14 protein-coding genes are annotated in these 13405 nt (G+C 52.2%); 3 read left to right on the top strand and 11 right to left on the bottom strand.

Annotation, left to right across the window (positions count from 1 at the left end; all coding sequences use genetic code 11):
• Positions 1 to 33: 33 nt before the first annotated feature.
• From ACQKPA_RS16625 to ACQKPA_RS16605, 5 genes are all read right to left on the bottom strand, one after another.
• Complete coding sequence (locus ACQKPA_RS16625) at positions 34 to 1740, bottom strand: amylo-alpha-1,6-glucosidase (protein ID WP_427493704.1); 1707 nt, start codon at positions 1738 to 1740, stop codon at positions 34 to 36.
• A 366-nt stretch (positions 1741 to 2106) separates the two neighbouring features.
• Positions 2107 to 2244, bottom strand: a complete 138-nt coding sequence (locus ACQKPA_RS16620) for a CysS/YqeB C-terminal domain-containing protein (protein ID WP_427493988.1) — start codon at positions 2242 to 2244, stop codon at positions 2107 to 2109.
• A gap of 89 nt (positions 2245 to 2333) precedes the next feature.
• Positions 2334 to 2531 carry a hypothetical protein gene (locus tag ACQKPA_RS16615; protein WP_427493703.1) on the bottom strand — a complete coding sequence of 66 codons (198 nt, stop codon included), beginning with the start codon at positions 2529 to 2531 and terminating at the stop codon, positions 2334 to 2336.
• A gap of 21 nt (positions 2532 to 2552) precedes the next feature.
• The gene (locus ACQKPA_RS16610) at positions 2553 to 3761 is read right to left on the bottom strand and encodes a hypothetical protein (protein WP_427493702.1); all 1209 of its coding nucleotides are present in this window, start codon (positions 3759 to 3761) and stop codon (positions 2553 to 2555) included.
• A complete protein-coding gene (locus ACQKPA_RS16605; RefSeq protein WP_427493701.1) occupies positions 3758 to 4225 on the bottom strand; it encodes an RNA polymerase sigma factor in 468 nt (155 codons plus the stop codon). The genes ACQKPA_RS16610 and ACQKPA_RS16605 overlap by 4 nt, the downstream gene beginning before the upstream one ends.
• Before the next feature lie 145 nt (positions 4226 to 4370).
• Here ACQKPA_RS16605 and ACQKPA_RS16600 point away from each other — a divergent pair, with 145 nt between their 5' ends.
• Both ACQKPA_RS16600 and ACQKPA_RS16595 read left to right on the top strand, forming a co-directional pair.
• Positions 4371 to 4958, top strand: coding sequence for a TetR/AcrR family transcriptional regulator (locus ACQKPA_RS16600; protein ID WP_427493987.1), 588 nt, complete (start codon positions 4371 to 4373; stop codon positions 4956 to 4958).
• Between the two features lie 196 nt (positions 4959 to 5154).
• Complete coding sequence (locus ACQKPA_RS16595) at positions 5155 to 6582, top strand: MFS transporter (protein WP_427493700.1); 1428 nt, start codon at positions 5155 to 5157, stop codon at positions 6580 to 6582.
• Between the two features lie 488 nt (positions 6583 to 7070).
• Here ACQKPA_RS16595 and ACQKPA_RS16590 read toward each other — a convergent pair whose 3' ends face one another.
• Positions 7071 to 7589 (bottom strand): TetR/AcrR family transcriptional regulator, encoded by a 519-nt coding sequence (locus ACQKPA_RS16590; RefSeq protein ID WP_427493699.1) that lies wholly within the window; start codon positions 7587 to 7589, stop codon positions 7071 to 7073.
• Positions 7590 to 7825: 236 nt separating this feature from the next.
• Here ACQKPA_RS16590 and ACQKPA_RS16585 point away from each other — a divergent pair, with 236 nt between their 5' ends.
• Positions 7826 to 8296 carry a DinB family protein gene (locus tag ACQKPA_RS16585; protein ID WP_427493698.1) on the top strand — a complete coding sequence of 157 codons (471 nt, stop codon included), beginning with the start codon at positions 7826 to 7828 and terminating at the stop codon, positions 8294 to 8296.
• Positions 8297 to 8419: 123 nt separating this feature from the next.
• Here ACQKPA_RS16585 and ACQKPA_RS16580 read toward each other — a convergent pair whose 3' ends face one another.
• The 5 genes from ACQKPA_RS16580 to ACQKPA_RS16560 form a co-directional block, all read right to left on the bottom strand.
• Positions 8420 to 9151, bottom strand: a complete 732-nt coding sequence (locus tag ACQKPA_RS16580; RefSeq protein ID WP_427493986.1) for a nucleoside phosphorylase — start codon at positions 9149 to 9151, stop codon at positions 8420 to 8422.
• Between the two features lies 1 nt (position 9152).
• Entirely contained in the window at positions 9153 to 9827 is a 675-nt protein-coding gene (locus ACQKPA_RS16575; RefSeq protein ID WP_427493697.1) for a sulfite oxidase-like oxidoreductase, read from the bottom strand.
• Positions 9828 to 9918: 91 nt separating this feature from the next.
• Positions 9919 to 10842 carry an ABC transporter permease gene (locus ACQKPA_RS16570; RefSeq protein ID WP_427493696.1) on the bottom strand — a complete coding sequence of 308 codons (924 nt, stop codon included), beginning with the start codon at positions 10840 to 10842 and terminating at the stop codon, positions 9919 to 9921.
• Complete coding sequence (locus ACQKPA_RS16565) at positions 10826 to 11893, bottom strand: ABC transporter permease (RefSeq protein ID WP_071221266.1); 1068 nt, start codon at positions 11891 to 11893, stop codon at positions 10826 to 10828. The genes ACQKPA_RS16570 and ACQKPA_RS16565 overlap by 17 nt, the downstream gene beginning before the upstream one ends.
• Positions 11893 to 13386: an ABC transporter ATP-binding protein gene (locus ACQKPA_RS16560; RefSeq protein WP_427493695.1), complete on the bottom strand. Its 1494-nt coding sequence runs from the start codon at positions 13384 to 13386 to the stop codon at positions 11893 to 11895. The genes ACQKPA_RS16565 and ACQKPA_RS16560 overlap by 1 nt, the downstream gene beginning before the upstream one ends.
• Positions 13387 to 13405 lie beyond the last annotated feature (19 nt).

Raw genomic sequence — 13405 nt, 5'->3', positions numbered from 1 at the left:
AAAAGCCCGGGAAGAAGTGTTTGTCCGTCATCGTTATTCGGTGTATTCATGTCCAAGAATCAAAAATACGCTGGAAGTCCAGGTGAACGCCCGATCGCGCAGCCCCGCTCCGGTCAGGGCATCAAAATTCTCGGCCATGCCGCTGAGGCTGACCATCCGGCAGTACCGCTGCGCAATCTCCATCGCCAGCTCCATGTCGCCGGCTGCCGCCACCCCTTCGACCAGCAACATCGTGGAAGGGGCCCAGATCGGCCCGCGCCAATATCCGTCCGCCTTATAGAAGCGGCTGTTTACGCTCTCTGTCGCCCAGCCGTTGCTCGTCAGGAATCGGCTTTCATCCCGAAGCCCTTCCAGCAGAGCCGTGCGGATATAATCGGGAAGTCGTCTTCCCAGCAGGATGGGAACGAACAGCAGGAGGCTGTCCCCTTCGGACGGCTCATGCGTTCCCGAACGGCAGGCCGTGAACCGGCCATCCTTCCAGAAGTGCCGTATCAAACGCTCCAGCGTATCGTCCGCTCTCCGTCTCCATTGACTCGACTCCTCGGACAGGCCCAGCAAACCCGCGATTTCAGCCAGCGTTTCCATCTGAATAATCAGATAGGCCGCAAGATCAGGGCTCTCGACGGGGATGCCGTTATTAAACGCCGTGCTGTTGTCCCAGCCTGAATCGTTGCCGTGGTTATACTGGGGAATGCCGTCGCCGTCATGGTCCCGGTGCGTGAACCACCACTCCGTCCATTTGGATAATGGGCCATAGACCTCGCGCAGCTGGGCCTCCTTAATGAAATCCGTCCGACGCATCATCCAGGCCAGCGTCCAGCCGTGAATCGGCGGTTTGTTGCAATTCCAAAGCTCGTATTTATCGTTCACAAAGTCCGGGATCAGGCCGCTCTCATCCTGCCGGTCAAAAAAGATCATGAACTGATCCCAAGCCAGCTCCGGCTGATGCCGCACGAGGGCCATCGCGTTAAAGCAGTTGTCCCAGCTCCAGATGTTCGTCATCCAATTCTTGGACATATACATGGCTGGGCGGGTCAAACAGCCTTCGGCCGGAACTACGCAGGACCAGGTAATATAGGCAGCGAGCCCCCTTGCTGCCTGCCACCGCTCAGAGACGGTCAGGGTATTGTTCAACCAATGGGCATAATCCTTGCGTACGCTTTCAACCGCATCGTCGAAGGACTCCCAGTCAGTGCGCGGCGTCATGACGGTCATGAACTCTTCTACGGCGAATTCAGCCGTATTGGCTGCAGTGTCCACGGAGAAGTCGGCGGTCACCCGCGAGCTCTTGATCTCGTTCCATTCGACCTCCATGCTCATCTGGCCAACAAGCCGGGTCAGCATGAAGCGGCAGCCGTGCGTGAAGCTGTTCACTTCCCAGCTGTCCGGATTTGTTTCGTAGGCGTAGTCATACGCTGCGGGGAAAAAGGTTAGCCTTATGCCGCAGCCTTCCGAGCGGAACCGGGCGGTCCGGGAGTCCGATATGCAAATGTCTGCATGGCCTTCCGAATCGGAGGCCGTTAGCCTGATTTTGTCGGGTGATGCAATAGGTTCAAACGGAACCGGCTCGTTCTGCCGGTTTAGCAGTTCTATCAGAAACGCCTCGCCAAACTTGTCATCCCCTCCGCGGACGGTGCGCAGGTAAAGTCCTGGTCTGCGGTCCTTTGCTGCGGGCAGGAAGGAAATTGCCAAGAAGGACTCTCTACGGCTGAAAGGTACGATATTCAGATCAAAATTCATAAGACATCTCCTTCGCTGAAGTATCGCTTTCATTGTAAAACTTCTCATGGGAAGAGAGGACTGCCGGATGTCTTGCCGATAGAGGGATATTGTTTGCCGCAGGCTCGACTGAGCGGGAAAGGTGTCATTTTGTTCGATAAGAAGGGGGACAAATGTAATGACAAACCATAGCGACGCGAAGATCCTATAAAAAAGCAGATGATCGCATCATCGGCTTATGAATGACAATAGCGATCATCTGTTTTAGCTGGGCGACTACTGCCATCTGAATGAACCGCTTGTCGTTCAGCCGGGATTATACGCTTCCGGTATATAGTGAGCCATTATGTCGCTATGATGGCTTTGCCTGCTATAGCTGCTGAGGCGTTATGGCCTCTGCCCGTGCTGCCTCCAATACTGTTTTTTTCCGTCATCCCGCACCGTAATGCCCAGCTTCGTAAGTTCCCGGCGCAGATCGGCTGCATCTTCTTTATCCTCGTTCTCCATCGCCTTCTCCCGTGCCAGAATCGGTAGGTAAAAAAACTAAAAATCGCCGACGCTTACCGCGTCGACGATTCGTATAAATTCGTTTGGTGCCTTAATCGCTCAACCGATTAAAGCATACTTCTTCCCATCATGGTGATGGTTTCAAGCAGCGACTTCCACTTTCCTTCGACTGTGCGTGCAGCCGCTCCGGTGTGGACCGCTTCATTGCGTTTCGAGCGCCATTTCGTTGCCATCCGGCATCGTTCCAGTTCCTGACGGAGATCGCGAACATGCTGTTTGGCAATATCTTCATTATTGATATTCATGGTTTCATTCCTCATTTCTTTTTATAGCGACAACATTCCGACATTACCAATACCTGCAAGCTCCTCTTCCGTCCCCTTCACTATAATACTTCCATTGTTTGCCCGAAGGTAAGGGTACAAAATGCCTTTAATTCTTTTTTCCCCTACAACGACTTCGCCAAAAAGATCCAGGGAGGACACCGAGGCCTTAATATCTTCCTCGGTGACGTCATCGTCAAAGGTCAACGTTCCGTCAACGATGAAGCTCGCCGGCTGGCCCAAAGCCGCCAGTTGATCCTTCGACCAGGTCTCCTCGCCGCTGATGAACACAAACAGCCGCTCGTAACTTACGATTTCCGTATTCAGGTTAGGGCAGCGCTCCCAAACCAGATCCTCGATCTCCTCGCTGCAAATGATAAAGGAAGTCGACTGTATCTCCGACACGGCCTGGCTGAAGGCGTCTCGGGTCACGTCCGCCTCGATAATGAGCGGCTTATTCGTGTAGAGCTTATGTCCTTTAAAGCGCCGAACGTTTCTTCCGTTTAGCCTTAACGGTTTGGTTACATATTCGAACCCTGCCGGGATCACCTCGACCAAGCCGTTTATCGTTTTCAACTTTTCGTAGAAATATGGGGATTGATGTTCATGGATAATCGCCTTGCCGTTAACTTGGATCCGTTCAATCCGGGCCGTGAACTGCTCCATATCCAGCTCCTTATCCAAGTGAACCATGCCGTTTAGGACCAGCTCCATAGGCTCGCTGCTGGAGGACAGGTATGCATTGTTCAACTGCACTTTCCCGGACTCGAACCTGGGTTCGTAATCGTAAGCGTGAATCTCCGCGCTGGCACCTCCCACTTTGAGGAGTGCAGAGGTAACGGCAGCGGCCAGATGCCGGGGAGCATAGACCTCGCCGTTGACCACCAGGTGCAGCGTGCCGTTCTGGAATGCTTCAAGGGATACTCCTTTATCGATGATGACCGTTCCGTTAACGAATACGCGATCCGGCTGCTCCAAGAGCCGGAAATATTCCTCGTCCAGCCGCAGCGTGCCGCTGTAATAACGGTGTCCCTCGGGAATTTCTATCGTCTTGCCAATATTGCCTGTGTTTTTCAACAGCGTGAGCAGGTGTGCCGTCTCTGCCCGGTATATCACAAGACCCACGTTTCCGATCCGTTCGATGCTTGTTACGGTTTCCTCCGTTGCCTGTGTAAGATCCAACATTCCTACGTTCTCAATGATTCTGCTCATTTCATATCTTCCTCCCATAGTTTTCTCAATTTTTTGATGGCGGTTTGCAATTTGTACCGAACGGTGGCTGCCGGCATGCCAAGCTGCTCGCCGATTTCCTGGCTGGACATTCCGAGCCAAAAGCGCTTAAACACGATATCGCTCTGCGATTGCGGCAAACGGGCGAGCCATTCCGTCATTTCTATATTGCGGCTTGAAACGGGGAGCTCGGCGACGTCCAGGTCATCCTCCCACGATACGAGCCGCTTCTCCCGGCAGCTAATATCGATCATGCGATTTTTGACGACTCTGAAGAACCAGGCCTTTTGCTTGTGAATGGGCAGAGCTGCCAGGTTCGGCTCCTTGATGGCCTTCATAAAGGCATCCTGGACCAGATCATCCGCTTCGTAAGCATGCTTGGCGATGGATCTGGCATAACGCTGGACATCGTCCTTCAGATTTTCATAGAGATCACATACTTGCATTAGCCAACCTCTCACTTTTCGTTTTGTCTTTTCTGTTAATATAACGTTTGGGCAAAAGAAACTGATGGATTCTCAAAAAAAAAATTCTTGACCAAACAGTCCGGAAAATATATGATGTGTAAATAAAGGGGGCGTCATGAAGACCATGGGAAGAAGCAAAGAGTTCGACACAACGCTTGTTCTTCATAAGGCCATGGAGATTTTTGGCCACTACGGCTACGAGGGCACATCGCTGCAAAATTTGCTTGACGGGTTAGGCATAGCACGACAAAGTTTATACGACACCTATGGGACGAAAAAGGATCTGTTCATATTAGCTGTGAAGCACTACGTGAATGAAAAATCAGCGACGACCGTCTCCATCCTGGAACGTCCCGGTTCGGTGAAGGAGGCTGTGGCCGCGATCTTTAAAGAGATCGTGACCGTGCTTAAGGATGAGCAACGCCGCAATGAATGCTTTATCCTGCACAGTGCCGTTGACCAGGTTCCTCACAATCCGGAGATTGCGCAATTGTTCCGACAGGATTCGGAGCGACTGGAAGGAGCCTTCTACGCGGCTCTGATCCGTGCCCGGCAGCAAGGCGAATTAAGTGATCGGCAGCATGACCTGCGGGCGCTTGCCAGATATTTATATCATGCGCGATATGCGTTAACGCAAGCCGCGAAGCTTTCGACGAATCCGGCAGTATTGGACGATATCGCTGCAGTCACGCTGTCTGCACTGGATGCCTAATAAAGACTGGAAAAAATAATGAAGCGATTGGTTTCGCTTCATCATTTTTTAGACATTTCAGACTATTCAGTCTAGAAAGGGGGTGGTAGTTATGCCTTTTACTTATCTAGGAATGAATATTTTCAACACCTAATTTTTTTGCAAATTATAGACTGTTTAGTCTAAAAAAATAATGATGAAAGGATGTTCGTTCGATATGAATCCAAACAACTATAAAGGACTAGCATTGGTGCTATTAGCCGTATCCCAGCTTATTCTTGCGCTGGATTACACCATTATTTTTGTCGCTTTACCGTCCCTTGGAGCGGAACTTGGTTTCTCGACCCTGCATCTGCAATGGGTAGTCAGCGCTTATTCATTAGTCTACGGGGGGTTCCTCCTCATCGGAGGAAGATTATCCGATCTGCTCGGCAGACGCCGAATGTTTATGATCGCCATGGGGTTATTCGGTCTGGGTTCTCTGCTTGGCGGCTTGGCTGACTCCCAGTCCCTGTTAATTATTGCAAGGGGACTTCAAGGTCTTGGAGGCGCCCTTCTATCGCCCGCTACCTTGTCATTGATCATGTCTAACTTTGAAGAAGGCCAAGAACGCAATCGTGCCATGGGAATCTGGGCTGCGATGGGTGGAGTCGGCTTATCGCTTGGACTTCTTCTCGGCGGAGTATTAACGAGTTACATTGGTTGGGAGTCCACGTTCTTCGTGAATGTACCGATTGCCGTTCTTGTCCTTATTCTTGCACCGATCGCCCTGAAGGAGAGCAGAACATCGTCTCGTTCACGCCATTTTGATGTGGCTGGCTCGCTGTCTGTAACGGCAGGCATGCTGCTGATTGTCTATTATCTGATTCAATCCCCGGTAGATGGCTGGCTGAATTCCAGAACGATCATCCCCGGCGTCATAGGGATAATCCTGCTCATCTTGTTTGTTATTATCGAAACCCGGACGAGGGAGCCTTTGATTCCCTTTAGACTGTTTCGGTTGCGCAGTTTAACCGGAGCCGCTCTAACCGCCACCATTTTTTCCGCGTCATTCGGAACGCTCTACTACTTCTTAACGCTGTATACCCAAGAGGTTCTTCACTATACTGCCATCCAGTCGGGTCTCAGCTTTTTGCCACTGACCTTAAGCGCTCTTCTGGGTGCCAAGCTGATAAACAAAATGATATCTACCATTGGCGTTGCCGGCACCATTGCCGAAGGTATGGGCCTTGGTGCTATCGGGTTTATGCTTCTTACCGGATTGTCGGAGACAGGCTCTGCGTGGGGAATCATCCCGGGCATGGTTATTATCGGTCTGGGTCAGGCGTTCGTATTTACGACGATGTATATTGCCGGTAGTTCAAATATTCATATGAACGAGCAAGGTCTTGCATCCTCGATCGTCTCGACCGGACAGCAAATTGGAGGAGCCGTGGGATTAGCTGTCATCATGGCAATCATCTCGTCAAGCTTGGGTACAAATACGCCTATGGAATCAATGGATCCTGGTGATTTGAACGGAGCCATTCGGATCGCTTTCATTATAAATACAGTAACAACATTAATCGGTATCCTTGTAGCTTTCGTTACGCTCAAACAGAAAAAAACGGCATCTCTCGATACGAATGCTAAGCCTCTTCATTAGTTGACTCAGCACTGCAAACCACAAAAGCACGCTAACCCCCGTGGTCAGCGTGCTTCGATCCTTTAATCCCACATCGAGAACAATACCAGCAGTACCGTTATAACCCCGAACAAGAACGAATACTTTGAGAACCACATGGAGTCCATATTTTCCTTCATGATCATTTCACCCCCTATCATTTAGTTAATCCGATATGACATTACGTCCCTTGTCCTTAATCCCACCAGCTGAGCACGCACAACAGCGTGACTGTAACGAATATCCCATCAACGAATTTAAAATGAAGTTTAGCCAACCATATCACCTCCTAAAGCTAATCTACATTCAATTTTCAGTTAATTATTGATTGATCAATTACTTCCTTGCAAAAGAATCGTTTTTTCCATCAATCTCTCTTTCATAATAATCTATAAAAAAGTGCCCTTATTCCACCGCGCACCAGCCTTGAGGTACGCGGTGCGGCACTTCAGAGCACGACCGGGCATGCTCTATCTTATGGGCATCATATTCGGCATATCCATCGCCATGGCTACATTGCACAGCATGCCGCGGGCCAGAAAATCGGAGGTTTTCTTATCTGCATCCTCAAATCCCGCTCGCACAAAGGCATTCTCCACGAGATCCTTCACCTCATTCATTCCCTGCTGCATCGCTTCGTGGATGGGCGCTTCCTGAATCGTCTGCGCCTGCATCTGGAGCAGGATCTCGCTGCGATGCGATTGCACAATCCCTTCGTATGCCTGAATCAAACCCAGCTCCAGATTCTCTGGAGAAGCGGATTCGATCACCGCTTGAAATGCCTTCACAATGCGCTCCCAGGAAACAGCCAGTGATTCCACAAGCAGCGATTCCTTGGTAAAGAACCGATATACGTATGGCTGGGATATCGCTGCCCGTTCGGCAACCTGAGCCGTGGTCGCGCGATAATATCCGATTTCTGCAAACACTTCGATGGCTGCCGCCACGATATCATTGCGCCGATTCGCAGAGGTTGAAGCTCTAGCCATTTCTCCTCCTCCTTTCCTTATCGTTATTGATTGACCAATAACTAATCAAACTCAGTATATACGGTACGCTTTATTTTTGCAACTGCTTTTTCCAAAATTATTAAATTCAACATCTGGCTATAGCTTTGCGCATAGGGAAGGAATCCGCTATTTCTTATCGAACTGTTTTTATGAACCGCAAATTAAGCCGCATCATATAAGAAATTTATTCTGTGATCGATCAAGGAGGACAAATCATGAGTCATGAAGGTCAACAGCTATTCGAACGATGGCATAAACACCGCACGGTCTTGCTTCATCTGCTGCAGGACGTTCAGAACGAGCATTTGGATTATAAACCGTGGGAGAACGCCTATACCTTGGGCGCATTAGCAGTTCATATCGCGGCGTCCTCAGACATGTTCCTGCGCTCCATTGTAAAAGGCTCGTTCTCTCCACCCTCTATTTCCACCGAATTCGAAACCATTGATGACATTAGAAATATCGTGCAAACTTCGACCGAATCGTCTACGGCGGTTTTTAATGAATTGTCCGACATCCTGCTGGAGCAGCCGCTGGACTTTAACGGGTTCGTTGCCCCAGGAAAAGTGTGGCTGAGCAACATGGTCGATCACGAAATCCACCATAAAGGGCAACTATTCACTTATGTTCGAGCTGTGGGTATTGAGAAGGTTCCCTTCTTCACGGTCCAGCCGTCCAAACAGTAAAGATGGGTATGCCTGGATTTGCAGCTGCAAGTTCCTGATACTCCCCCGAATTCATCTTACGCAAAATAAAAAGCCGGGTCTCCTGCAGCTTACGCTCAGGAAACCCGGCTTTCTTACCCCTTACTAAACCTGCTTCGCCAGCTTCACCACAGCCTGCAAGGCCGTGTTAATTTCGCGTTCCACCGCGTCGGCAACCACATTCGTGTTCGGGTCGTACTCGGCCGCGAGATCGGCGTCGGCAAAACCGTCCATGGCGACAATCGCACCGGCGCGAACGCCGCGGATCGCCCCAACGACGTACAGCGCCGCAATTTCCATCTCTACGCCGAGCGCTCCTGCTGCTTTATACTTCTGGTGCGGTACTTCTTCAACGCCATTAAAGAACACGTCCAGGGTTACAGTAATCCCTTTACGCACCACGCCTTCGCCAATTGCAACCGCGGATTCGTACAGCGCCTCCGCTACCTGGCTGTCTGCAACCGCTGGAAAGCCGTCCGGCACGAGCTGTTTTGTCAAGCCATCCGTACGGATCGCAGCCGTGCTGACAACAAGGCTTCCCGCGGGGGTATCCGCCCGATAGGATCCGGCCGTGCCGACGCGAATCAGGGTTTTCGCCCCCGCGCGAATGAGCTCCTCGAAACAAACCGCAGCTCCCGGACATCCAACGCCGTGGCTGGTTACCGCGAGTTCAACGCCTTCATACGTTCCCACAAAAGTGCGGTACTCGCGGCTGAACGCGAGCTCGCGCGCGTTTGTAAGCTTGCGGGAAATGGTCTCCGCACGCTTGGGGTCGCCGCAGACGATCACAAATTCAGGTATATCCTCTGAGTTCACTTGCAAAATAGGCATCAACATATTAGTCAAACTCCTTATGTGTCCATTCATCTTCAGGTATATCCAGCGCCTCGCCGCTAAACCGCTCTTCCTTGAACGGGTCCGCTTCATTGTGGAAGCCGTTGCGTTCCCAGAAGCCCGGACGGTCTTCCTTCATAAACTCGATGCCGCGCAGCCATTTGGCGCTCTTCCAGAAATAGCGATGCGGTACAACCGTACGCAGCGGCCAGCCATGCTTGTCCGTCAGCGGCTCGCCGTTAAAGCGATAGGCCAGCATCACATCGTCCTTAAGCAAATCCTCGATGGGTACATTCGTATCGTAATCGGGATCGGCATGAAACATGACGTATTTGGCATCCGGCTTGATCTTCAGCCCCGCCAGGAAATCCCGGAACAGGATTCCCTCCCATACCGTATCGAACTTGGACCAGCGGGTAACGCAGTGGATGTCCGTGTTCACGGTCACCGTTGGCATCGCCAATATATCTTCATAAGAAAACGTCCGTTCCTCTTCGACTTCCCCGAACACCTTGAGCGTCCACTCCGACATGTCGTAATGAGGAACCTCCCCCTCGTGCAAAATGGGGAACTTCTCGGTCAGCGTCTGCCCCGGCGGCAGCTTGGCACGCTGCTCCTCGGTCAGGTTGCTCACCGCCACCGGCTTCATTTTTTTCAATCGTTCTGCCTTTTTGTGCACCAAGTTCATCTCCTTTACGCTTGATCGCTGTCGCATCCGCTTATCGTCTGGATGACTTCAATCACAGGTCGTCGCGGCGCGGCATACGCGCCTATCTGGAGCTGGATCCCTGTTTCAGCGCATCCTGCTGGAAGCTTTTGTCCTTAAAGAAGAACATCGCCAGAATCGTCACGACATAAGGCAGCATCTGCGTAAAATGCGTTGGCAGCGCCAGCCCCTGGAACCGGATGCTGAGTGCATCCATAAAGCCAAACAACAGGCTTGCCGCCGTTACCCCAAGCGGACCCGATTGGCCCAGCATCGTGGCGACGAGCGCGATAAAGCCGCGTCCGGCCGTCATGCCTTCCGTAAACATCGTCACTTGTCCAAGCGACAGCTGCGCGCCGGCAAGTGCACATAACACGCCGCTCGCCAGCACGGCTCCATATTGATACCGTCTTACACGGATGCCCACACTTTTGGCAGCGAGCGGATTCTCACCGGCAGCCAGAAAACGGAAGCCGTTCTTCGTGCGATAGAAATAATACCACATGAGGCCCGCAATCAAAAACGACAGATAAACAAGCGGCGTCAGGCCGGCCAGAATGGGACCGAGCACCGGAATATCCTCGATAATCAGAATGTTCCATTTCGGCAGCCCGACCATCGTATTATCATAAAATGCACCTTTTACATCAAAAATAGCCCGTAAACTAAACGTGGTCAATCCCGCCGCCAACGCATTCATCGCAATACCGACCACAATGACGTTCGCCTGCAGATTGATGCTGAGATAAGCAAATATAAAAGAGAAAATCGAAACGATTGCAATCGCGAACAATATCGCATAAAAGACGTTACCAAAGAAGTGGTTCCCCACCACAGCAGAGAAAGCCCCCAGCAGCATAAAGCCTTCCAGACCGACATTGAACAATCCGACGCGCGAACACAGGGCACCGCCGAGGGCCGCAAGCAAGATCGGAGTGAGCACGCGGAGGGCCGAGTTGATTAAAGCAAGATCAAACAGCTGTTCCATCGGATTTGTTCCCCTTTCTGCGCTTCAGGAAGCTGTATGTGAATCGGGCGGAGATAAACAGAATCAGCACGGCTTGGATAATCGCTCCTACCTCAAGCGGCACTTCCGTATTCCGTTCCACGCCCATACCGCCTGTCTGCAGCGCGGCCAAGAAGATCGATGCAATCAGCGTGCCGATCGGATGCGATCCTGCCAACAATGCAGCCATAATGCCCGTCCAGGCATAGTCGGCCGTAGATAATGCACCATCGATATAGCGATACTGGGAGCCCAGAATTTCAACGGCGCCGCCAAGTCCGGCCAAGCCGCCGCTGAAGAACATGGCCCCAAGCATCATGGGACCGCGTTTAACGCCCCCAAACAGGGCAAACAGCGGGTTGCCGCCAAGCATACGCACCTCGTAACCAATCACGGAGCGCTTCAGCAGAACGAATATAATCAACGCAGCCAGCACCGCGAGCACAAAGCCTACATGCAGCGGCATGCCGGAAATCAGCTTTGGCAGCCACACGCTGTTATCCAGCATTTCGGATTGTGCCATCGCAGCCGAGCCCGAACGGTCTTTCAGCGGATAGGCAACCAGATAGCCTGCGAACAATACAGCCACATAGTTCAGCAGCAGCGTGGAGATCAGCAGGTTCACCCGGAACCGGGCATCAAAATATCCGGCCATTACCGACCATAATCCGCCTGCGATAACACCGGCAAGGATCGCAACGATGCACACCAGCCAGCCGGGACCCGGCATGTACAATCCGACCAATGCGGCAGCGAGTGCGCCAAACACCATCTGACCTTCCGCGCCAAGGTTGAAGAAACCTGCACGAAAAGCAAACGCCGCGCCCAGACCGATCAGAATGATCGGGGTCGCCCGGGACAGCGTATTCGTGAAGAAATACATGCCGCCGAAAGCACCCTTCCACATCTCCGCGTAAGTCTGCAGGATATCGCCGCCGGCAATCATGATGGCGATGGCTCCGGCGAGCAGCCCCACAATGATGGCGGCGATCGGCTGGAGCAGCGGAAGCGTAAATTTTGTCCATTTATTCATTACAAGGTTCCTCCCGCCATCAGCAGTCCCAATTTCTCTTCTGTCGCTTCCTTCGCCGACAGCTCGCCCGCGATCCGGCCTTCAAACATAACCAGAACCCGGTCGGACAGCTTCAAGATTTCCGTTAATTCCGACGATACGAGCAGAATTCCCGTCCCCTCTTCACGCCGCTTGAGCAGCTCGCCATGGATCGTCTCCATGGCTCCGATGTCAACGCCGCGCGTCGGTTCGGCAGCGATCAGGAACGGGGTTCCCTGCTCCAATTCCCGTGCAACGATCAGCTTCTGCAGATTGCCGCCGGATAAATACTGCGTGCTGGTCTCCAGGGAGCCCGTCTTGATCGAGAACTTCTGAACCCATCCGGAGACCAGCGAACGAATGTCCTTCAGATTAAGGAAGCCGCCCTTCTGCAAGCGGCGGTGGTGCCCCATAAGCCCGGTATCCATCACGCTTGCCGTTCGATTAGCACCCCATACATAGCGATCCTCCGGAATATGGGCTAATCCATGCTCTCGTATTTCTCTTGTCGACATGCCGGTTACGTCCTTACCCGAAACGGCAATCCGCCCGCTGTCCGGCTGAGCCAGACCGGAGATTACCTGCAGCAGTTCGGATTGCCCGTTGCCGGAAATACCGGCAATCCCGACAACTTCACCCGCACGGACGTTCATATTGATGCCGTCCAGAACCGGCTTTCCTTTCGTTCCGCGGATCGAAACGTCCGATACTTCCAGCACCTTCTCGCCCGGGGTGATTGGCTTGCGGTCCAGTTCCATGAGCTCGCGGCCGACCATGAGACGGGAAAGCTCATGGGCATCGGTATTCCCCTTCTCTACTACGCCTGTGACGGCGCCGTCACGGAGCACCGTGATGCGATCAGCCACATCAAGGACCTCGTTCAGCTTATGACTGATCAGAATAAAGCTCTTTCCCTGTTTGGAGAGCTGTTTAATGGCATCCAGGAGCTCTTGCACCTCAAGCGGCGTCAACACGCCCGTCGGCTCATCCAATATAATGATCTCGGCGCCCTGATACAGCACCTTCAATATTTCAACCCGCTGCTGCACGCCAGGCGCGCTGCTGCTTACGATTGCGCGAGGATCCACCTTCATGCCGTATTGATCACAGAGACCCTCAACAATCTTCACGGCTTGCTTGCGGTCGAACCTGGCACCTGATCCCGGCTCATTGCCGATCACGATATTCTCAGCGATTGTAAACGTAGGAAACAGCATGAAGTGCTGATGCACCATACCGATGCCGCCCTGAATTGCGTCCACCGGGCTTGCAAACGAAACTTCCTTGCCATTCAGCCGAATCGTACCCGAGGTTGGCTGCTCCATCCCGTACAATATCCGCATCAGCGTTGTTTTGCCTGCACCATTCTCCCCGACAATCGCATGAACCTCACCCGCGCGCAGCGAAAAATCAATGCCGCGGTTTGCGCTGAACTCGCCATACTTTTTCGTAATATTGTCCATCTGGAGTAGCATCGAGTCATGCCTTCCTTTC

The organism is Paenibacillus sp. NPDC093718, assembly GCF_050279985.1.
Lineage (GTDB): Bacteria > Bacillota > Bacilli > Paenibacillales > Paenibacillaceae > Paenibacillus_AQ.
This window is presented reverse-complemented; position numbering and strand designations above follow the sequence as displayed.

What these genes read in the sequence shown, in the direction of transcription:
- ACQKPA_RS16560 (WP_427493695.1), bottom strand. Translation starts at nt 13,386, where the DNA reads ATGCTACTCCAGATGGACAATATTACGAAAAAGTATGGCGAGTTCAGC.
- ACQKPA_RS16605 (WP_427493701.1), bottom strand. Translation starts at nt 4,225, where the DNA reads ATGCAAGTATGTGATCTCTATGAAAATCTGAAGGACGATGTCCAGCGT.
- ACQKPA_RS16565 (WP_071221266.1), bottom strand. Translation starts at nt 11,893, where the DNA reads ATGAATAAATGGACAAAATTTACGCTTCCGCTGCTCCAGCCGATCGCC.
- ACQKPA_RS16600 (WP_427493987.1), top strand. Translation starts at nt 4,371, where the DNA reads ATGGGAAGAAGCAAAGAGTTCGACACAACGCTTGTTCTTCATAAGGCC.
- ACQKPA_RS16615 (WP_427493703.1), bottom strand. Translation starts at nt 2,531, where the DNA reads ATGAATATCAATAATGAAGATATTGCCAAACAGCATGTTCGCGATCTC.
- ACQKPA_RS16585 (WP_427493698.1), top strand. Translation starts at nt 7,826, where the DNA reads ATGAGTCATGAAGGTCAACAGCTATTCGAACGATGGCATAAACACCGC.
- ACQKPA_RS16580 (WP_427493986.1), bottom strand. Translation starts at nt 9,151, where the DNA reads ATGTTGATGCCTATTTTGCAAGTGAACTCAGAGGATATACCTGAATTT.
- ACQKPA_RS16570 (WP_427493696.1), bottom strand. Translation starts at nt 10,842, where the DNA reads ATGGAACAGCTGTTTGATCTTGCTTTAATCAACTCGGCCCTCCGCGTG.
- ACQKPA_RS16595 (WP_427493700.1), top strand. Translation starts at nt 5,155, where the DNA reads ATGAATCCAAACAACTATAAAGGACTAGCATTGGTGCTATTAGCCGTA.
- ACQKPA_RS16610 (WP_427493702.1), bottom strand. Translation starts at nt 3,761, where the DNA reads ATGAGCAGAATCATTGAGAACGTAGGAATGTTGGATCTTACACAGGCA.
- ACQKPA_RS16590 (WP_427493699.1), bottom strand. Translation starts at nt 7,589, where the DNA reads ATGGCTAGAGCTTCAACCTCTGCGAATCGGCGCAATGATATCGTGGCG.
- ACQKPA_RS16625 (WP_427493704.1), bottom strand. Translation starts at nt 1,740, where the DNA reads ATGAATTTTGATCTGAATATCGTACCTTTCAGCCGTAGAGAGTCCTTC.